Here is a 20,566-nt window from a genome sequence, read left to right as displayed (position 1 = left end):
ACCCGCTTAGCTAAGCGGGTTTTTTTGTGCCTGATGTACCGTCAAAGCTTCCTGGCAGCAAAGTGAATATTTTTCTTTAACAGCTCAACATGTTCAATCTATTGGTAATTTACACATAATGCGTGATGACTGTCTATACTGAATGAAAGGTATGATTGAGATGGAACTTACTATGCTGATAGCTCTTGTTAAACAAGCCTTGGCGCGAATTCTCATAGCGCCTGCTCTTTTGCTTGTCTTTTCTATCCCCAATGTGATCGCAGAAGAAAACAGCAAACGAACCTATTATTTTGTAGGCGCTTTTTTAGCTCATCCTTATGTTCGTGATATCAAGTTAGGATTTAAATACGCCAGCAAGAAACTGAATGTGAATATTGCCACGCTAGGACCGCAGGGGCCGGATTGGAATGCTCAATATAAAGCGATGGAAACCGCTATTGCCGCCAATCCTGACGGCATTATCGTCCCTCTCTGGGTAGATAATGTTTTGCCATTGATAGTGGAAGCAAGAAAGAAAGGCATTGAAGTTATTGCTATTGAAGCGGCGCCTGAAAACCACAATGCCAATACTTACATTGGTCTGGACAACTATCAGGCAGGTCTCCTAACCGCCCGCGAGCTCGTACGTATTGGTGGCAACAAAGGTAAGCTCGGTTTAGTTCTTAATTTAGCCAGTAATACAGCCTTAAAAAAACAAGGCGTCATCGATGGGTTAAAAAATACGGAATGGGAAATCGTTGCCGAAGTGGACGATAAAACCAATACCGATCAAGCGAGTCAAGTCACCATGAAGCTCTTGCGTGATCACCCAGATATTAGCGGGTTAATAGGGCTGAACTCCAGCTCTGGTGTAGGGATAGGAAATGCGATAGGTCAGCTTGGATTAATGGACAAAGACTTAGCAATAGTGGTTCATGATCGAGAGGACACGGTGCTCGAATTTATTGAAGGCGGTGTGATTGATTCCTCGATCGTCGCGAAAACAGCCATGATGAGTTATCTCTCCATTTCCTTGTTGGAGGACTACCACAATCGAGTAGACGAGGATATTCCGGTAGCCAATGATATCTCATCCATTGGTATCACCCTGCTTCCTGAGGTGGTGAATATTGGCGCGGTCGTCGTCAATCAAGAAAATGTTGCTCATTTTTTACGAAAGAATCTAGTAAATAGCTGGAAGGCTGAATGACCTTTAAAACCAAACTTTTTGTTTTTACTCCACTGTTGGTTGCACTCACAATCGTGCTTTCGATTGTCGCTTCTAATGTGTTGATGAGAAGTGAAATAAATCGTCAAAACGAGGCGCGTTTGCATAACGCCACGAGTTCTCTACAAAGACGAATTTCAGATGATTTCCCTCATATTCATCGCCAATATGAAGCGTTTCGCAATAGCGGCTCTACACAATTCTTAATGGGTGTTGAGCGAGGTAGCATTTTTACCGCTGAAGATTTTATCGGTGTACTCACTTTCTATCCAGATGTTCGCGAGTACCTACTTGAGTTTTCACGCCTTTACGATATTTCCAGCTATGCGATTTATTTACCGGCTGATCCTAACTCTTCTTCTCCCGTTTTTGATGAAAATGTTAACTATCTCTATGCGCAATTTAATGGTCAATTAGACGGGATCATCATCAATGAAACGACCTTGATTCGCTGGGACTCGCGTAACTTTCTGCGTAAAAAAGACATCGAACCCATTCTTAACTTTCCTAAGAAATTCGTCGGTTCTCCTCGTACGGAATTAACAACACTGTCGGACGGCAGTATAGGCATTAGCTACAGCTTCGAGCTCGATAATGGTGGTGTACTGGTATTGCAAAGGAGCTGGGATTTTGATTTGGCGATTCAAGAAGTGGATCTAGGGGTAGAAATTTCGCTATACGACGAATCTAGAAATCGGATTGACGGTTCTAATTTGTTTACAAAGCTTGAGGACGATATTCGCATTGGTACAGGAAAAAAACAGTTAGATCTTAAAGACATTGATGGACAAATTCACACGGGGCTCGCCTCCACGATAAAAGATAAAGGTGTTGTACTTGGGTATTTGGTTACCTCTATTTCTCAGCAAGTGATAGAAGATGCCACTAAGCGTGTTGCTGTGTTACTGATTGTTTCTGGTTTGGTACTCGTTTTGTTAGCTGCTGCGATTGCAATATTAATGGCGCGTTCTTTCATTGAGCCTATATCCCAACTAATTAAAGATTTTAGTGCGATTGCTAACGGAAACATCAATCACAAAATCAACATTACCCGACGTGACGAATTTGGTGAGTTAGCCCGTAATTTTTATTTCATGCAAAGCGCCATAAAAGACAACATCACCGAGCTAAATTTGAAGATTCAGGAGCGAGATGTCGCTGAAAGAAAAGTGAGAAAGCTCAATGAAGAGCTGGAAGATCGGGTGATGTTAAGAACTGAAGAGTTACGCCATGCAGTTAATGAAATGGAGAAAGCCAAAGAAGGCGCTGAAAAAGCGAACCGAGCTAAGTCGGAGTTTTTGGCAAATATGTCCCATGAAATTCGCACTCCGATGAATGCGATTCTTGGGTTTTCTGAAATTCTTCATTCGGAAGAAGCCAATCCTAAAAAGCTCAACTTCATTAATAAAATCAGAACTTCAGGCAAAGCTCTTCTTCATCTTATTAATGACGTTTTGGACTTATCAAAAGTGGAAGCCGGTAAACTAGAGTTTCATATGGCGCCGACATCTGTACCCAAAATGTTTGAAGAGTTGCACGATATGTTCGACCACAAGGCAACCAGTAGTAATCTTGCACTTATCTATGAAATTGAAAAAGGCATGCCTGAAAGCCTGCTCATGGACGAAAATCGACTAAGGCAAGTGTTCATCAACCTGATTGGTAATGCCGTAAAGTTCACCACGCAAGGTTATGTGAAGGTTACGGCTCGAGCCATTCCCGTTGAAGAAGACTTTAGGTTGGAATTTGAGATAGAAGATACAGGGATAGGGATCAAAAAAGACCAGATAGACAAAATATTTGGGTCATTTGAACAGGCAGAAGCAACGGAAAGCCGCTTTGGTGGGACAGGTTTAGGTCTTGCTATTAGCAAACAAATAATTGAATTGTTGGGTGGGCAAATTTCGGTCTCCAGTGAGTTTGGTTCAGGTACAACGTTTACCGTAACTCTGCCATTGGTTAAGCCAGCTACAGCCATTGAAGGAGAAGATGCTCCAGTAGATGAAAACCTCATTGTTTCATTTGAACCAGCCAAAATTTTGATAGCGGATGATGTGGATTACAACCAAGAAATTCTGGCTCAGTTCTTAACGGATTTCCCATTCACGATTGACTATGCGGACGATGGCATCCAAATGCTAGAAAGAGTAGAGAAGAGTACACCTGATCTAATTTTGATGGACATAAAAATGCCCAATATGGATGGTCGAGAAGCCTCTGAAATATTGAAGGATGACCCTCGTTATCAGGATATTCCAATCATTGCAGTAACAGCGTCTGCATTATCAGAGTCACTCGAAAGTCACATAAAGCACTGTGAAGGTTACATCACGAAACCTGTTGATAGAGATAGCCTTATTGAAGAGCTTAAAAGATTCCTCGCCTATACTAACGTGAGTAGGGTGATGAATGGCGCAGTAGCATTGCAGTCACAATCTATTGAAGTAGAAGGGGAAATTAGAGTACCTAGCGGGGAAGTGCTTTCCAATATTCGAACGTTAGCCGTCGATGGTTTTATCGATGATATCCAAGAGATGGTGCAGCCTCTTGCGACCGACTTCCCTGAGTTTACAGAACGTGTCGTTAAATTCGCTCACGAGTTTGATGATCAGAAAATAATCGATATGGTGGATGATTACATTAATGAGCGACCATGATATTTCAATACTTATAGTGGACGATAGCCCATCAAATTTAGGTGTCGCTTCCGGCTTTTTAAAAGAGTTGGGTTATAAGATTGCCACTGCAAATAATGGTAAAACTGCATTAAGCCGGGTTGAGAGAATCAAGCCTTCATTGATTCTTTTGGATGTAAATATGCCTGAGATGAATGGCTTTGAAGTTTGCCAAATTCTTAACAGCAACCCTGAATTCGTTGATATTCCAATCATCTTTCTTACGGCATTGACAGACCAAGATGCAAAAGAAAAAGCCTTTTCTTCTGGTGCAGTGGATTACATAAGCAAACCTTTTCAAAAGAAAGAGCTGATCGCTCGCGTGCAAAATCATTTGAGCATTAGTCAATCCAAAAGAGAGCTGGAGAATTTAGTTCAAGAAAAGACGGATGCAATAAATCAGCTAAGAAGTACGCAAAACAAGTTGGTGGAATCTGAGAAAATGGCCTCACTGGCTAAATTGGTCTCGGGTGTTGCTCATGAAATGAATACGCCTATAGGGAATTGCATCAGTACTTTTTCAGCTATTCGAGACACAATTGATACGTTAGAAAATTCGATTGAAAGTGGTGCTCTTTCTAAGAGTAATATGGTCTCAACGTTAGAATCTATCCGTGATTTCACCACGATCGGTCTTAACAACACATCGAAACAATCCCGTTTAATCGATTCATTTAGAGAACTCGACGCCGTTGGTGCCGAAACCCGAGTTCAGCCGGTTAATGTAGGGCGCTTTATGACAGAAGGGTTGGAATCGGTCGCAACGAGGGAAGAGCTCGGTGTAAGCTTTAATGTTGAGTGCGACCCTGCACTGACCGTCAAACTCAATACTTGGATAGTGCATGATGTGCTACAAAAGTTGGTAACCAATACCTATCACCATGGATTTTCTGGAGATAAGCAAGGGGAGATTTGGGTCAATGTGCGCCACAATAATGGGCAATTAGAAGTGGATTACAGTGATGATGGTAAGGGGGTGTCTTCTGATGTCGAGGAAACGTTATTTGAACCCTTTATCACGACAGAGAGGAGCCAAGGGTTCGTCGGGTTAGGATTGCATGTTGCCTATATTTTGGTTACTCAATACCTAAAAGGGCGCATTGAGCTGATAAAATCATCAAAAGGAGCTCGCTTTACCTTCTGTTTTCCATGCGAAATATCCTAATGAATGTTTCAAGTTGTGAACGAATTGTTGATTTTGTATACAAGAATTGTGCTCAAAATATTTGCGCAAACGATTAACTATTGTTCGAATTGAATATGTTCTTCTTCACAGTCGTGAATCATGTCAAGAATCTGTAAAAAATTGGGCGATAATTACACAGGTATTTGGGGATAGGTGCTAATTTTACTACTTTATACCAAATGACATGGAGAAATTGGATGATGACCTTTAAGTCAGTCGCGGTAGGTGTAGCGCTTGGACTAGCAACTTTTGCTTCTCAAGCAGCAGATTTTAAACCGTCAGTTATCTTTGATATGGGCGGTAAATTTGATAAATCTTTCAACCAAGCGGCTTACAATGGTGCGGAAGCATTTAAGAAGGACACGGGAATTAAGTACGGTGAGTTTGAAATCACTAACGAAGCACAACGTGAGCAAGCAATGTTGCGTTTGGCTCAACGTGGTCATGATCCTATTGTGGCAGTTGGTTTCCAGCAAGCACCTATCGTTGAAAAAGTAGCGAAGCAATTTCCAAAAACGAATTTCGTTATTATCGATTCAGTGGTAGACCTTCCAAACGTTCGTAGTGTTGTGTTTAAAGAGCACGAAGGTTCTTTCCTTGTAGGTGCTCTAGCGGCAATGAAGAGTGAATCAAACGCTGTTGGCTTTGTCGGCGGCATGGATATCCCTCTAATTCGTAAGTTTGCTTGTGGTTATGAGCAAGGTGCGAAATACATCAGCAAAGACACGAAAGTTGTACAAAACATGACAGGTTCTACGCCTGCCGCATGGAACAACCCAACGAAAGGTGCAGAGCTAGCGAAGTCTCAGTTCGACCAAGGTGTTGATGTTGTTTACGCAGCAGCTGGTGGTACTGGCGTTGGTGTTTATCAAGCCGCAGTTGACGAGAAAAAATACGCGATCGGCGTAGATTCAAACCAAAACCACCTTCACCCTGGCGTGATGCTTACGTCTATGGTTAAGCGTGTGGATGTCGCTGTTAAAGATGCATTCATGGATGCTTACGCAGGTAAATTTACTTCAGGTGTTCAATCTCTAGGTCTGAAAGAAGAAGGTGTAGCGTGGGCTCTTGATGAGCACAATGGCAGCCTGATTGGTCCAGACATGGCGTCGAAAGTAGAGCAAATTCGTGACGACATTATCGCTGGTAAAGTAGTTGTCCACGATTACTTCTCAAATAGCGCTTGTACTTACTAATATAGTAGTAAGAAATGCCGGACATGGCTGATCTGTGTCCGGCTTTTTAGTTTCTGAGCCCCAAGTATTGAGTATAAATATAATTATCAATATTGGTGGTGCTGTGGCAGATGTTACTGAGTTATATTGCGAGAACAAGCGGTGAAAATGAATAAAGAATTCAGTGAATTGAATTCAATGAGCTTTTCAAAAGTCGCATTTATAATCTTAAAGTCTAAAGATTTGTCGTTGCAAAGATACACATCAAAACCAACGTTAGTTATCGATTCATTCAGTCACTCAGGGAGAGAGAATGAGCAGTCCTGCCATTGAGTTAAAACTCGTTAATAAGCGCTTTGGCGCGGTTTGGGCAAATAAAGATATTAATTTTGCTGTCCAGCCAGGCACCATTCACGGCATTGTGGGGGAGAACGGTGCGGGTAAATCGACGCTAATGTCGATCTTGTACGGCTTTTATGAAGCGGATTCGGGATCCATTCACGTTGATGGAAAGCAAGTTGCCATAAAAAACTCTCAAGACGCCATCGATCTTGGAATCGGAATGGTTCACCAGCATTTCATGTTGGTAGAAACCTTTACGGTTATTGAGAACATTATGCTCGGCGCTGAAAGCCACAGCTTGATTTCTCATAGCGCAAAAGATGCTGAACAGGCATTGCATGAAATTGAAACGAAGTACGGTCTAGAAGTTGATAACCACGCGCTGGTTTCCTCGTTGCCTGTTGGTTTACAGCAACGAGTCGAGATATTAAAAGCGCTGTATCGTGGTGCCCGTATTCTTATCTTGGATGAACCTACGGGGGTTCTTACACCACAAGAAACTGAGCAGCTTTTTGATATTTTACGCACCTTAAAAGAGCAGGGTGTGACCATCATACTGATCACCCATAAGCTAAAAGAAATTATGTCGGTAACGGATAATGTATCCGTTATGCGAGCAGGTGAGATGGTAGCGTATCGACCGACAGCTGAAACCAATCCGCAAGAACTTGCAGAACTAATGGTGGGTCGTAAGGTTCTTCTCAATGTCGATAAATCAGAAGCTGAGCCAGAAGAAACGCGCATTGATGTGAAAGATGTCAGCTATTTTGATGATCGTGGCGTCAAGCGTCTCAAGAACCTTAATTTCCACGTCAAAGCGGGAGAAATCCTTGGAGTGGCAGGTGTTTCTGGTAATGGTCAGTCAGAGCTTCTTCATGTCCTTTCTGGCACGTTGGTACCTCAAGAAGGCGAGCTGAGAGTGTCGACCTCCAAAGGTTCACATCAATTTACCTCATCAGTAAACCGTGATGCTGCACTTATGCGTGAACTGAGTATTGGTCACATACCGGAAGACCGTATCAAGCAGGGACTGGTGAAAACTATGCCGGCGGCAGAAAATGCCATCCTTGGCTTCCATCATAATGAAGAATACGGCTCTAAACTTCTTGATTTGAAAGCCATTGATGGTGCCACGCGCGACATGATGGAGCAATATGACGTAAGACCCGTCGACCCTTATCTTAAAAGCGCTAATTTTTCCGGTGGTAATCAACAGAAGCTGATTATCGCGCGTGAAATGTTGAAACATCCCGATGTCATTTTGGTTGGTCAGCCGACGCGTGGTGTGGATATTGGTGCTATCGAGTTTATTCATAAAAACATTATTGCAGCTAGAGATAACGGTGCTGCGGTACTTCTTGTTTCCACAGAGTTGGACGAAATAATGTCTCTATCTGATCGAATTATTGTAATGGTCGACGGTGAGATATCGGGTGAAGTTAAAGCGAGCGAAACCGACGAGAAAGGTCTTGGTCTGCTCATGGCCAATGCCAGTGCTGAAGGAGAAGCATAATGAACAAGACCGTACCTGGATGGGTAAATGTAGCGCTGGTTCCGCTGCTTCAGCTGATTCTCGCTTTGGTGGTATCTAGCCTCGTCGTGTTATTGGTTGGAGAAAGCCCTGTGGCGGCATTCTCTGTCATGATTCAAGGAGCGACTAACCTCGAATATGGTGGCTTAAGTAACACGCTTTACTACTCGACAAACTTTATATTCACGGGGCTTGCCGTGGCTGTGGCTTTTCACGCTGGTTTATTCAATATCGGTGGTGAAGGGCAAGCGTATATCGCTGGTTTAGGTATCGGCATATTAATGTTATTGCTTGATGGCATTTTGTCTGTCTGGTTGATGGCACCGCTAGCGATTATTGTTGCCGCAGCCTTTGGTGCGCTTTGGGGTGCAGTCCCTGGTTACCTACAAGCTAAGCGTGGATCGCACATTGTTGTTACCACCATCATGTTCAACTTTATTGCGTTTTCTGTGATGGGGTACGCCTTGGTAGAGCATATTGCTAAATATGGCGGTAACTCGACAGATTCACGTTATTTCAACCCTGAAGCGGTGTTCCCTAAGCTGCATGAATGGGGCGCTGCAAACGGGTTTGAATTGCCATTTTCCCTACTTAACCCATCGCTGCTTATTGCGTTAGTCATGGCGTGGTTAGTATGGCTGTTATTGTTCCGCTCTCGTTTGGGCTATGCCATCCGAGTCGTTGGGCAAAATGCGTCTGCTGCGGAATATGCAGGTATTAATGCAAAGAGGATCATCATTATCGCGATGACCATATCTGGTGGCTTAGCGGGCATGATGGCTGTTAATGAAGTGTTTGGTGCGCATAACCGCCTCATTCTAAACTTCACCGGTGGCTTTGGATTTATAGGCATCGCTGTAGCACTTATGGGGCGGAATCACCCTGTTGGCATCATCATTGCGGCGATTTTGTTTGGTGCTTTATATCAAGGCGGAACCGAGCTGCAATTTGAAATGCCGAGCTTGAACCCTGAGCTCATCATGGTTATCCAAGGCTTGGTTATCTTCTTTACAGGCGCGATGGACAGGCTTATTCGCGAGCCAGTAGAGCGGCTCTTTACTCGTCAAGCGAAAGCATAGGAGGTGTGACGATGGAAATTTTTAACTGGCTATTGTCCACTTTTGATTCGACGATTCGTTTGGCTATACCGCTTATCTTTGCTGCTATGGCTGGGATATTTTCAGAGCGATCTGGTATTGCTGATATTGGTCTTGAGGGCAAGATGTTGTTCTCTGCCTTTGTTGCTGCAGCAACGGCTTATGCACTTGGTTCTCCTTGGTTGGGGTTATTGGCAGGTATTGGCGCGTCTGTTCTATTGGCGCTGGTTCATGGTTATGCGTCAATCATTCAAAAGGGTGACCAAATCATTTCCGGTTTGGCAATCAACTTTTTTGCTTCCGGGATGACGATAACCCTTGGGCACGCATGGTTCTCTAGAGGCGGTCAAACGCCAACACTGCATAACGACCAGCGTTTCTTACCTATTGATTTACCTGGTGCGCAGTGGTTAGGCGAAAATGTCCCTGTTATTGGTCCGATTTACTCTGAACTTATTTCTGGGCATAACATTCTTGTCTACCTTGCGTTTGTTGCGGTAATTGCGACTTGGTGGGTATTGTTTAGAACTCGCTTCGGCTTACGCGTACGTGCTGTTGGTGAAGAACCTAATGCAGTGGATACGGCGGGTATTTCAGTATTCTCGTTACGTTTTAGAGCCGTACTCGTGACAGGTGTATTGTGTGGATTGGCTGGTGCTTATCTCTCTACCGCCCAGAACGCAGGTTTTGGTAAGGAAATGACGGCAGGGCAAGGTTATATTGCATTGGCGGCGGTGATATTTGGTAAATGGCATCCTAAAGCAGCGTTTTTCGCCTGTTTACTGTTCGGTTTCTTATCGGCACTGGAAACGCGCATGCAAGGTGTAGAAATCCCACTAGTTGGTGTACTTCCAACCCAAGTATTCTCTGCGTTGCCTTACGTTTTAACCGTTGTTCTCTTAGCTGGTTTCATCGGAAAAGCCGTTGCCCCTAAAGCGATTGCTAAGCCATACACTAAAGAGCGATAGGGAATCAATAAATAGATTTTTTTGAATCTATTCAATTACCCGCTAAAAGCCAGTTGAGGAATCAATTGGCTTTTTTATCGACTAAACGATTCAGAATGGAAGATGACCTATACTTCTACATAAATTCAAATTGGTTCACTGATTTAAGAAAAGCAAAAAAGAAAGCTAAACTGGAATTTGCGCTAAATCGGTATAAAGTTCTTTAAATTAACGAGCAAACGTTTGCCTTTTTTGGTGATATTGCCGCTCATTAACATGCGAGCTACAATCGCGCTCCCAACTTGTCCCTTAATAAGTTTTATTGATTATGAAGTTTCCCGGTCAAAGAAAATCTAAACATTACTTCCCAGTGCACGCGCGTGATCCACTGGTGACACAAGCGCAAGAAAGCAAGAAAATGGCACGCACTCACATTGTTGGTATTGACCAGACTCTCGTGGATATTGAAGCCAAAGTAAGCGATGAATTTATCGAAAAGTTTTCTTTGAGTAAGGGACACTCACTGGTTATAGACGATGAAACGGCAGAGAATTTGTACAACGAGTTAAAAGACCAAGGGTTAGTCACCAACGAGTTTGCTGGTGGTACGATTGGAAATACTCTACACAATTACTCGGTTCTTGCCGATGACAAATCTATCCTGCTAGGGGTAATGAGCCAAGACATCAAAATCGGAAGCTACGGTTATCGGTACCTATGTAATACATCTAGCCGGATGGATCTGAATTACTTGCAAGGCGTGAATGGAGCTATTGGTCGCTGCTTCGCATTAATCAGCGAAGACGGTGAACGTACCTTTGCAATCAGTGAAGGTCATATGAATCAGCTGAAGCCTGATAACATCCCAGAAGCCATATTCAAAAAAGCTTCTGCACTGGTGCTGACCGCTTATCTTGTGCGTTGTAAGCCTGGCGATCCTATGCCTGAAGCAACAATGAAAGCTATCGAATACGCGAAAAAATACGACGTGCCAGTAGTTCTCACGCTGGGAACAAAATACGTTATTCAAGACGACCCTGAATTCTGGCAAACATTTTTGCATGACCATGTATCAGTGGTAGCGATGAATGAAGATGAAGCAGAAGCATTAACAGGGGAAAGCGATCCGCTTTTAGCTTCCGATAAAACACTTGATTGGGTCGATTTAGTGCTATGCACAGCAGGTCCGGTTGGGTTATACATGGCTGGCTTTGCCGAAGACACAGCAAAACGGGAAACGTCACTCCCGCTGCTGCCTGGAGCTATTGCAGAATTCAACCGCTACGAGTTTAGCCGACCGGTGCTAAAAGCCAATACCGCTAACCCTATTAAGGTGTATTCGCATATCGCACCTTATATGGGGGGGCCGGAAAAAATAAAGAACACCAATGGCGCAGGCGATGCAGCACTATCAGCGTTGCTGCATGACATGGCGGCTAACCGCTACCATAAAGAAAACGTGCCGAATTCAAGTAAACATCAGTACCCGTACTTGACGTATTCTTCTTTCTCTCAGGTGTGTAAATATTCGAACCGCGCAAGTTACGAGGTGTTAGTTCAACATTCGCCTCGTTTATCGCGAGGTCTTCCAGAGCGCGAAGATAGCTTGGAAGAGGCATACTGGGAGCGCTAATTTTGTTTTAATACTTTGAATTCAATACTTTGAAAACCGCCTATTTGGGCGGTTTTTTTGTTTTGTTCTCGCAGAACCTATCACCTTGAGGTGGTTTGAGTATAGGTACCTTGAGGTACTTTGAGTATGGTGTCATGATTAATTCAACCGAAACGCGACAAGGAGTGGACCCGATTATGATCAGTTGCGATAAATACGACTTCATTGAGCTGGCATGCCTATTCAAATTGAAAGTGAGTTTAGCTATGTTGTCTGGCGAGCAAATAGAAGGCGTCGCTCACAATACAAAAATAGGTGCTGATCGCGTTGAGTATTTGATTCTCACACACTGGGTTGTAGATGAGACGGACGCCAAGGAAACCGCTGTACGACTAGATGATATACATACTATGAGCGCAATAACGCCTAACCCACACTTCACAACTATTCACATTAATGATGTTTAATGATTTCTCATGCGGTATCCCCTTACTCGTTGGCTAGGTAGGTAATAGAAAAGGTTTAGATATTAAATTTCAACAAGTTAGCTTTTTCAGGCTTGAATTGTTGCCTCCGCCCCTCAACGTTTTCTGTCTCATTTTAATTCTCGCTCTTCTACATAAACCGCATTCTTTGGTATGCAACAAGATTTTTCCAATCTCTGTCTGATACTATTCACACGTCAGATTTAGAGGCTAAATACATGAAAATTCTAGTGATTGAGGATGACGCAACAACAAGGGAATTTGTTTCTCAAGGGCTGCGTGAGCATGGTTATATCGTGGATGAAGCAGGAGATGGCCAAGAAGGTTTAATGATGGCTGTCAGCTGCGAATATCAAATGATTATTCTCGATCGGATGTTACCTGCATTGGATGGGATGAAGGTTCTTGCGGCGATAAGAGCAACCGAAGTCAATGTACCTGTCTTAATTTTAAGTGCAATGGACAGTGTTGAAGACAGAGTCAGTGGTTTGCAAGCAGGCAGTGATGATTACCTAACGAAACCTTTTGCCCTCGCAGAGTTGATTGCTCGTACAGATATCATTGTACGTCGCCATAAACCCGTAACTCAAGTTCTTAGCTATTTGGAATACGAAGGTCTTAAATTGGACTTGAAAGCGCATCGGGTCACTTTTCTCGATAACGAGCTGCATTTGCAACCTAAAGAGTTTCAGCTACTTCAGTATTTCATGGAAAACGAAGAACAGGTCATTTCTAGAATGCGTTTGTTTGAGGCGATATGGCATTATCATTTTGATCCTAGAACTAACGTAATCGATGTGCACATTGCCAATCTTCGTAAAAAACTGGACGAAGTTGGCGGAACGAATCTACTCCATACCGTTAGGGGAGCAGGTTATGTCCTTCGCTGTTGATCATGATCTTACGCGTTCCTCCGTTTTTAAAATTTTGCTCCTGCTCGTTATATCCATTGCTCTGCTCTATTCCTTATTTGTTCATCAGGTCTTTGTTCATTCAGAGTCATTTCACCGGCAGCAACTAACCAAGCAACTTCGAGATGAAATTCAGGAGTTTGACGAAGCCAATCTCCGAGGTGTTGGCGAAGTCGAAAGATTGATCCTTAGAAAGCGTGAATCAGAGAGCCCTTTCGTCTATCACATTAACCGTATTTCCATTCCACCCTCATACCCTGTTGTGCGAAAGAAAGTAAGCCATAACCAAGTCATTCTTTTTGATGGTCGTACGCTAGAAATAGGTATCAAACCCGAGCTGTTGCAATCGTACCGATCTCAAGTGGTTCCGATGATTGTTTCCGGTGTTTTGATACCCGTTACATTGATGTTTATCGGTGCAGCAACATTCGCCATTGTGATACTACGCAAGTTGCATAGGGTCAATCATGCGATGAATCGCTTTCTTTGTGGTGAAAAAAAGGTGAAATTGCCCGTTTCGACCAGTGATGACGAATTCGATATTTTGGCAATACATCTCAATTTTATGATAGAGCAGATGGAAAAGAATGAAGAGACTCTCAAAACTCTCTCAATTGGTATGGCACACGATATGCGAACGCCAATGGCTCGCTTAAAATTGAGACTCGAAGAGCTTTCCAACTCTAAAAGTTTGGCAGAACCAGAACTTCATAAGTTAATGGCTTGCCAAGACGAATTGGATATGTTGCTCGCCCTTTTTAACAGTATGTTGGAGATTGCACGCTTAAACAGTGGGCAAATGGTCATCAGTGACGACGTCGTAGACTTGAGCAAAATTGCCCATGATGTGACAGAGTTTTTGATACCGCTCGCTGAACAAAAACAGCAAATAATGACCCTGAGGCAAGATGGTCAATGCCAGCTTATTGGTGATCGCTCTCTGATGTTCCGAGCATTGTTTAACTTGGTAGAGAATGCGGTGAAGTACACACCTGAGTATGGTCGGATCGAGGTGATTGTTGACAGTTTAGGTGTTGTTGTCAGTGATTCGGGAATAGGAATTGCTGATACCGATAAGCCTCACGTTTGCGAACCTTTATTTAGAGCAGATAAGAGCCGCAGTGAAATTGGAAATGGAATAGGCCTAGCGCTGGTTGATGCCGTTGTCCGACAGCATCATGCGCAGCTCTTGTTTAAAGATAATTGTCCAGGTTTGAGGGTTAGAATCTACATTAGTTAATTCTAATCCCCATACAAAAAATGTTGTTTAAAATTAAAATAAGTGGTATTTAGTACACCCATACGGAAAGAGCGAAAGTCGGTCTTTAACTCATTGTTATATAAATGTTTGTTATGAATGTAAAGCAAACGTTTGGCTGCTTTTCTACGGTAAAAGGGGAAGATGATACGGGTCAAAAGTAACTCAATTTAATCATAGTTTTGAGGTGTTAATTTGACTCTGGTGACGTCGGTAAGCGTCACGCTTATATAGAATTTCGTTACCTCCGTTTAACAGGTTTCTGTGCGGGTATGTGATATTAATTTTTAGAGTATTTACTCTATATATAGGTGAAGTATGAATTGGTTATCTAACCTCTCTTTGAGAATGAAAATGGCGTTACCTGTTACGGTAATGATTCTTTTATTCTCCTCAATCACGTTATACAACGTCCAATTGTTTGGTGCGCAAAACCGAGCAAATAATACCTTGAATAACGATATTCAACCGGTATTGGAAAAACTCGAAGATGCCTATCGGGATCTCTACCAAGTGATCTCGGCGGCGCAGGGGTTGATGCTAGCAAACGGTGATCAGGAAGAAATTAAAAAGCAAAAGTTTGAATTCGAAGATAACGCCTATAAAGCGCTACCTCGTTTGAAAAGCCTCTATAGCTTGTTAGATGGAGAAGTATTGCCATCGAGCTCGAAAGCAAGCATTGATCAGCTCATCAAAGCAACAGAGAGATGGATTGATAAATACGAGACTATGTTCGCTGACCCACAGCAGGCTCAAGTACTGTTTAGCCAAAACCAAGCGGGTCTAATGAGTGATTTTGCGATTATGCGAAAGGAGCTTAAATCAGTTCGTAAAGCGATTGAAAATGTGCAGGCAAACCTTCGAACAGAAGCCAATGAAGCTGCAAGAAGTTCCGAGTTGGCGCTTGAAGTGGGCAGTGGATTAGCGATTCTAATTGGTGCTTTCTTAACTTGGCTGCTATCAGGGTGGATTATTGCACCGATTCGTCGACTCAATGAAAACATGGCGGAAATTGCATCAGGCGAAGGTGATTTAACAAAACGTGTGGAAGTAGAGTCTTCGGATGAAATAGGCGAACTTGGTCGAAATTTCAATACGTTTGTACAATCTTTGCAGTCCACAATTGGTGAAGTTGTTGATGCCACTCATCACGTGCGCAACGAGATGAATCAATTTAATCAAATCACTGGAAATGTGGTGACGGGAGTAACTTCCCAGCAACAAGAAAGTGAGATGGTTGCAGCGGCAATCAATGAAATGCGAGCCACCAGCGAAAGTGTAAGCCAAAATGCTCAAGAAGCGGCGAGTGCGAGTGAAGCTGGGCATTCAGAGGTGCAGCAAGCAGCTAATGTCTTAACGCAAACTGTCACATCTATTAAAGGGCTGGCAGACGAACTTGAACATGCAGGTACGGTCATACATACGCTTGATTCAGACGTGTCTAACATCGCTTCTATTCTGGATGTGATTCGTGGTATTGCAGAGCAGACAAACTTACTGGCGCTCAATGCTGCGATTGAAGCGGCGCGAGCGGGTGAACAAGGGCGAGGCTTCGCAGTTGTTGCAGATGAAGTTCGTGCATTGGCGAGCAAAACTCAAGATAGTACTGGTGAGATCCAGGTTATGATCGAGAAATTGCAGGCAGGTGCAAAAGAAGCAGTAACGGCGATGGAGTCTAGCCAACAAGGTGGTGAGCGTACCATTGAGAAGGCGAATACAGCTTCAAATTCTCTGAATGAAATCAGTCGTTCTATTTCAATTATCAATGAAATGAACTCTCAAATCGCAACAGCAGCATTTGAACAAACGACAGTCAGTGAAGACGTAAACAGCAATATTCAGCGAATTGCCGATAACAGCCAGCAGATCGTCCATGTAGTGGAAGACGCTAATGATTCTTCTAAGAACTTGGCTATTCAATGCGAACGCTTAGATAACCTTGTGGGGCGTTTTAAAGTATAGGCTTACTAGTCTCTTAAGTATTTTCTCGAAGAGAGACTCCAAGTTAAGAAGTAAAGCCCTGAGTGATATCACTCAGGGCTTTTTGACGTTTTAGAGGCTTAACGGGTCAGCTATTGTGAAAGGATAGGTTCTAGTACGAATAAAAAAAGCTGCTTGATAAGCAGCTTTAGTCAATCGATGAAATGGTCGTTATACGAAGATGTATTGGTCCATCATTGTGATCATACGGCCAATTTCAGGTTTAGTTATCGTGTCGTTCGCACCTAGTTGTAATGCTTTCTCACGGTTGTCATCACTCATTAAAGAGGAAAACATAACAATTGGCATTGCGCTGTATGTTTCATTGTCTCGTAGCCTTTTAAGCAGGTGCATACCATCCATGCGAGGCATTTCTACGTCGGTAACAACGGCATCAACGAATTCGCTAACGGGTACGTCTTCTTTCTTAGATAACGCTTCGAACTCTGTTAGTTTATCGAGCGCTTCCCCTCCGTCCTTACAGGTAATTATATTGTACCCAGCCGACCGAAGTGTATTTTCAATAAGGCTACGGATAAACGCTGAATCATCAACAACCATAACTGTACGAGCTTGACGCTTGGTTACCATTCTCTGGTTTAGATCTACATTCTTATCTATAGTGACATCGTATTTTTCCATACTCAGTTCTGGGTTGATGTCAGCGATGATTTTCTCGAAATCCAAAATCATGATCAAGTTGCCTTCTTGTCGAACAACGGCAACAACACAATCATTTTCGCCCGCTTCTAAGAATTGACTTGGTGACTCAACATCTTCCCAAGAAATTCGGTGAATTCGGCTAATACTGTCGATCAGAAATCCGTTAGTCATTCGGTTAAAATCCGTAACAATGACAAACTTGCGCTCGAGATCGGATTTAGTTGGTACGCCTAACCATCCTGCTAGATCAACCAACGGTGTTAGTTTTTCTCGAGAAGAGAACACACCAACCATATGAGGTTGAGCATTAGGGTAGTCCGTTGTCTCTGGAACCTGAATTACCTCGCGAACTTTCGCAACGTTAATACCGTAATAGCAGGTTTTAGTCGTACCGTCTGGAAGTTGTTTTTGTAGATGAAATTCTATAATTTCAAGCTCATTTGTACCACTTTCGGTTAAAACCGTACTGTTAAGGTTGTTACTCATAGATACCACATTTCAAGTTATGACTGACAGGCAGTTATTGATGTTTATTTTAGTATATACCCAAGTAACCTCAAGGTGCTAGATTCCAAAAGATTGCTAAAAAATGTGCCTAGCGACATCAGAAGGCAATGCTAGCAACAATTCCTTGGGTTAAGACTTGGTGAAGCCCAGTAATACACTGACATTATAGTTAATACTGAGGAAATGCAGAAATTTACTATATGGGTCGCCATGCATCGCTATTGGGAACAATTTTATCAACACTTTCAGGTTTATCGGCAGACACCGTCTTCGCTTTAATGACTTTCTCATTAATTTAGCGACCGTTTTAGCTCCATGTTTTTGCGTTGTGATACGTAGTCCATTAATTGACTGATTGGGAGCGCTCTGGAGTAGCGAAAGCCTTGTCCAATTGTCACCCCAAGGCGTTGTAATGTCCGTTCTTCTTCTTCTGTTTCAATACCTTCAGCAATAGCCTGCATACCTAATGTTTGGCACAAGAAATTGATGACTTTAATGATTTGAATCGATTCTTCTCTCTTGTCTAAATCCATAACAAATTTTCGGTCAATTTTTATTTCATCAAAACCGTAGCTGAGTAGGTATTCCAACGAAGAAAAACCCGTACCAAAATCATCCAAAGAAAATCTTACGCCACTTGCTCTAAGGTGTTGAAGGTTGTCATTCACCTCTTTTTGCTGCTGAACTTTTGCTAGTTCGGTTAATTCCAAAACAAGTTTGTTCAGTGGGAAGTTATAGCGGCTCGCCAAAGACAGCAATTTTTGAGAAAAGTGAGCCTTGCTTAAAGAAAGAGGAGATATATTAATAGAAAGCGTAAAACTGTTTGGGCAAGTATGAATAGATTGCTGCCAATCTTTAAAGACTTTTTCGATTATCGCTAACGTAAGCGCATGCATAGTGCCTGTTTTTTCTGCTCGTGTGATAACTTCCCACGGAGAAGAGCGATCGTTTTCTTCAAGTCGGAGCAGCGATTCAGCACCAAAGATATCAAATGTTGTAAGGTGCATCTGAGGCTGGTAATGCATGTGGAATTTTTGGGTGGCAATAAGCTCTTCGATAAAAGAATCAATGTATATCGTGTGCTTAAGAGCACTTTCGAATTCCTCATGGTATTCACAATAATCCAGCTTAAGCTCTGTCGCTTCGAGCAGAGCAATTTCCGCACAATGTATGAGGAGCTCTGCTTCTGATGCGTCTTCGGGGTGCCTAGATATACCGATGTTAATGTTAACGTCTAAAGGGGTGAGGCTATCTTGTATGTTTGAGAAGATTGACTTGCTATCCGAAAGCTCACAAGCAGGCAAGAATAGAAAGAAGTCATCGCCACCCAATCGGCATACCGATGCGTTTGCTGGGCTGTGTTGAGTAAGAGCAAGGCTGGTTCTCTTTAGAATGTCATCACCGTGCTGTTGCCCGTACTTTAGGTTTATCGAGGAAAAGTTGAGGATATTGATCCTGACGAGGGTTCCGTAGGTACCGAGCTTTTCTAACGTCTTATTCATATTTTCTAGAAATGCTTGACGGTTAAGGTTACCCGTTAACGGATCTTTTTGTGCCAAAGTCGTTAATAACTCGTTGTTTTTGTTTATAGCTTCGATGTATCGGGCCGCATGTAACGAGGAAAGATTATAAGCATCCACAAGATCGGAAATCTCATCTCGTTCTTTTTGGGGGTAGTCTTCAATTTTTGTTAAGTGCTCATATTCGTTTTGCTCTCTCTGAAGATTAAATTGAGAAGAGAGGTGTTTCAGTCGATGTGCGACTGTTTTATGGAATGAGCGCCTAACTATAATCAGTATCAACAGAGATATAAGAAGGAGTGAAGCAAGGAAGATCGATATGGACAGCGCAAAGAAGTTCAGCAGATACTCTGGGTTTACGTAAGCCTCTATATGACCCACGCTCATCTCCTCGCCATAGGTATTGACGTAGCTTAATGGAAATTTGTGTTCCCATTCATTCCATATTAACTCTTTTGTTGGGACGCCTAGCTCACGAGTTTGAGCCAGCATTTCACCTTCAGACCAAATAGAAAAATGCAGGAAAAGATGGTCGTTATCGAAAGTAGCGGTGATAGCGGAAAGTTGTTCAAAATCGAAGTTGTAAATAGCAGAAGCAGTAGAACGCTCAACTGAATTAACACGCGAGTACGCATTTTTTTTCATCTCAGTTAACGATAAGTAGTAGCTGGTAGCAGAAAGCATAAGCAATGCTGCCAACGTAAGCCAAAGAAGAGGCTTCTTAACTTGAGTAGCAACTTTACTGGCTATGGATACAAATTCTTTTCGCATAGACCTCTTGTCCGTGGATAATCCCTAACATCACTTCCTGCTATTTCAGGAAGTTACGTTGACTTGTCATTATGCTAGCTTGTTATATGTTCTAGGCTAACCAAAAAGTTCTCACACCTTTGTTTTTTTGGTCGGATCTTCAATAGTGATACACCTATGTTGGGCTTTACCATAAAAAACATAAAGATAACGCACCAATGTGCATATCGGTATTGTTCGCTTGCGCTCAAGTGATAAATTAGTAACTTAATTATCACTAAGGCTTAGAGGAACTCTTTTCGACCACAATATTGATTTCATTAGCGAGGCGAGAGAAAGCTGGAACAAAGTTCAAATTTTCTGCCATTCAGTCATATTGTTAATCTTTATTAGCGCTATTAAAAAGTGTAATAGATTTTAATGAGTTAACTCGATTTTTTTTAAGTGAATGTTTATTAAGTGACTTATTGCTTCTAAGCCTTGGGATACATGCGTTAAAGGATGCGAAATACCCTTAATAAAGATATTGATATGGAAGCAATGTTACTGGCCTTAAAGTGGAGTATTTCTGAGCGTGTCATCACGATTTATCCTGAACTGAAACGTATTATTAGTGAGATAGGTGGCACCTATTAACAAAATAGTTGAATTCCATTTAGTAATTACAAGAAATTGGACGACACTTGATCTATACCCCCACAATAGAGCAGCTTAAGAGTC

Annotated in this window: 14 protein-coding genes; 12 read left to right on the top strand and 2 right to left on the bottom strand. The window is 42.5% G+C overall.

All coding sequences use genetic code 11. The annotated features are described in order from the left end of the window. Positions 1 to 172: 172 nt before the first annotated feature. The 12 genes from LDO37_RS11385 to LDO37_RS11330 all read left to right on the top strand — a co-directional run bounded on the left by LDO37_RS11385 (position 173) and on the right by LDO37_RS11330 (position 16,388). Complete coding sequence (locus LDO37_RS11385) at positions 173 to 1,189, top strand: substrate-binding domain-containing protein (protein ID WP_185829919.1); 1,017 nt, start codon at positions 173 to 175, stop codon at positions 1,187 to 1,189. Then, positions 1,186 to 3,864 carry an ATP-binding protein gene (locus LDO37_RS11380; RefSeq protein WP_224055200.1) on the top strand — a complete coding sequence of 893 codons (2,679 nt, stop codon included), beginning with the start codon at positions 1,186 to 1,188 and terminating at the stop codon, positions 3,862 to 3,864. The genes LDO37_RS11385 and LDO37_RS11380 overlap by 4 nt, the downstream gene beginning before the upstream one ends. Then, positions 3,851 to 5,047 (top strand): hybrid sensor histidine kinase/response regulator, encoded by a 1,197-nt coding sequence (locus LDO37_RS11375; RefSeq protein WP_185829840.1) that lies wholly within the window; start codon positions 3,851 to 3,853, stop codon positions 5,045 to 5,047. The genes LDO37_RS11380 and LDO37_RS11375 overlap by 14 nt, the downstream gene beginning before the upstream one ends. 218 nt (positions 5,048 to 5,265) lie before the next feature. Then, positions 5,266 to 6,264: a BMP family lipoprotein gene (locus tag LDO37_RS11370; protein ID WP_101115212.1), complete on the top strand. Its 999-nt coding sequence runs from the start codon at positions 5,266 to 5,268 to the stop codon at positions 6,262 to 6,264. 292 nt (positions 6,265 to 6,556) lie between these two features. Next, positions 6,557 to 8,098 carry an ABC transporter ATP-binding protein gene (locus LDO37_RS11365; RefSeq protein ID WP_126608380.1) on the top strand — a complete coding sequence of 514 codons (1,542 nt, stop codon included), beginning with the start codon at positions 6,557 to 6,559 and terminating at the stop codon, positions 8,096 to 8,098. Next, positions 8,098 to 9,195 (top strand): ABC transporter permease, encoded by a 1,098-nt coding sequence (locus LDO37_RS11360; RefSeq protein ID WP_101115214.1) that lies wholly within the window; start codon positions 8,098 to 8,100, stop codon positions 9,193 to 9,195. The genes LDO37_RS11365 and LDO37_RS11360 overlap by 1 nt, the downstream gene beginning before the upstream one ends. Before the next feature lie 11 nt (positions 9,196 to 9,206). Then, on the top strand, positions 9,207 to 10,181 hold the full coding sequence (locus LDO37_RS11355; protein ID WP_101115215.1) for an ABC transporter permease: 975 nt from the start codon (positions 9,207 to 9,209) through the stop codon (positions 10,179 to 10,181). A 307-nt stretch (positions 10,182 to 10,488) separates the two neighbouring features. Beyond that, the gene (locus LDO37_RS11350) at positions 10,489 to 11,793 is read left to right on the top strand and encodes an inosine/guanosine kinase (protein ID WP_126608379.1); all 1,305 of its coding nucleotides are present in this window, start codon (positions 10,489 to 10,491) and stop codon (positions 11,791 to 11,793) included. Positions 11,794 to 11,927: 134 nt separating this feature from the next. Then, positions 11,928 to 12,239: a Rho-binding antiterminator gene (locus LDO37_RS11345; RefSeq protein WP_126608378.1), complete on the top strand. Its 312-nt coding sequence runs from the start codon at positions 11,928 to 11,930 to the stop codon at positions 12,237 to 12,239. Positions 12,240 to 12,475: 236 nt separating this feature from the next. Further along, on the top strand, positions 12,476 to 13,150 hold the full coding sequence (locus tag LDO37_RS11340) for a response regulator transcription factor (RefSeq protein WP_101115219.1): 675 nt from the start codon (positions 12,476 to 12,478) through the stop codon (positions 13,148 to 13,150). Further along, a complete protein-coding gene (locus LDO37_RS11335) occupies positions 13,134 to 14,408 on the top strand; it encodes a sensor histidine kinase (protein ID WP_126608377.1) in 1,275 nt (424 codons plus the stop codon). The genes LDO37_RS11340 and LDO37_RS11335 overlap by 17 nt, the downstream gene beginning before the upstream one ends. 336 nt (positions 14,409 to 14,744) lie before the next feature. Then, the gene (locus LDO37_RS11330) at positions 14,745 to 16,388 is read left to right on the top strand and encodes a methyl-accepting chemotaxis protein (protein WP_126608376.1); all 1,644 of its coding nucleotides are present in this window, start codon (positions 14,745 to 14,747) and stop codon (positions 16,386 to 16,388) included. Between the two features lie 189 nt (positions 16,389 to 16,577). Here the strand turns inward: LDO37_RS11330 and LDO37_RS11325 are convergent, their stop codons facing one another. Both LDO37_RS11325 and LDO37_RS11320 read right to left on the bottom strand, forming a co-directional pair. Continuing rightward, on the bottom strand, positions 16,578 to 17,555 hold the full coding sequence (locus LDO37_RS11325) for a chemotaxis protein CheV (protein ID WP_126608375.1): 978 nt from the start codon (positions 17,553 to 17,555) through the stop codon (positions 16,578 to 16,580). Positions 17,556 to 17,866: 311 nt separating this feature from the next. Continuing rightward, on the bottom strand, positions 17,867 to 19,867 hold the full coding sequence (locus LDO37_RS11320; protein WP_126608374.1) for a bifunctional diguanylate cyclase/phosphodiesterase: 2,001 nt from the start codon (positions 19,865 to 19,867) through the stop codon (positions 17,867 to 17,869). Positions 19,868 to 20,566 lie beyond the last annotated feature (699 nt).

It is taken from the genome of Vibrio penaeicida (assembly GCF_019977755.1).
GTDB classification, from domain to species: Bacteria; Pseudomonadota; Gammaproteobacteria; order Enterobacterales; family Vibrionaceae; genus Vibrio; species Vibrio penaeicida.
This window is presented reverse-complemented; position numbering and strand designations above follow the sequence as displayed.

What these genes read in the sequence shown, in the direction of transcription:
- LDO37_RS11325 (WP_126608375.1), bottom strand. Translation starts at nt 17,555, where the DNA reads ATGAGTAACAACCTTAACAGTACGGTTTTAACCGAAAGTGGTACAAAT.
- LDO37_RS11350 (WP_126608379.1), top strand. Translation starts at nt 10,489, where the DNA reads ATGAAGTTTCCCGGTCAAAGAAAATCTAAACATTACTTCCCAGTGCAC.
- LDO37_RS11355 (WP_101115215.1), top strand. Translation starts at nt 9,207, where the DNA reads ATGGAAATTTTTAACTGGCTATTGTCCACTTTTGATTCGACGATTCGT.
- LDO37_RS11340 (WP_101115219.1), top strand. Translation starts at nt 12,476, where the DNA reads ATGAAAATTCTAGTGATTGAGGATGACGCAACAACAAGGGAATTTGTT.
- LDO37_RS11370 (WP_101115212.1), top strand. Translation starts at nt 5,266, where the DNA reads ATGATGACCTTTAAGTCAGTCGCGGTAGGTGTAGCGCTTGGACTAGCA.
- LDO37_RS11385 (WP_185829919.1), top strand. Translation starts at nt 173, where the DNA reads ATGCTGATAGCTCTTGTTAAACAAGCCTTGGCGCGAATTCTCATAGCG.
- LDO37_RS11330 (WP_126608376.1), top strand. Translation starts at nt 14,745, where the DNA reads ATGAATTGGTTATCTAACCTCTCTTTGAGAATGAAAATGGCGTTACCT.
- LDO37_RS11335 (WP_126608377.1), top strand. Translation starts at nt 13,134, where the DNA reads ATGTCCTTCGCTGTTGATCATGATCTTACGCGTTCCTCCGTTTTTAAA.
- LDO37_RS11380 (WP_224055200.1), top strand. Translation starts at nt 1,186, where the DNA reads ATGACCTTTAAAACCAAACTTTTTGTTTTTACTCCACTGTTGGTTGCA.
- LDO37_RS11320 (WP_126608374.1), bottom strand. Translation starts at nt 19,867, where the DNA reads ATGCGAAAAGAATTTGTATCCATAGCCAGTAAAGTTGCTACTCAAGTT.
- LDO37_RS11345 (WP_126608378.1), top strand. Translation starts at nt 11,928, where the DNA reads ATGATTAATTCAACCGAAACGCGACAAGGAGTGGACCCGATTATGATC.
- LDO37_RS11360 (WP_101115214.1), top strand. Translation starts at nt 8,098, where the DNA reads ATGAACAAGACCGTACCTGGATGGGTAAATGTAGCGCTGGTTCCGCTG.
- LDO37_RS11365 (WP_126608380.1), top strand. Translation starts at nt 6,557, where the DNA reads ATGAGCAGTCCTGCCATTGAGTTAAAACTCGTTAATAAGCGCTTTGGC.
- LDO37_RS11375 (WP_185829840.1), top strand. Translation starts at nt 3,851, where the DNA reads ATGAGCGACCATGATATTTCAATACTTATAGTGGACGATAGCCCATCA.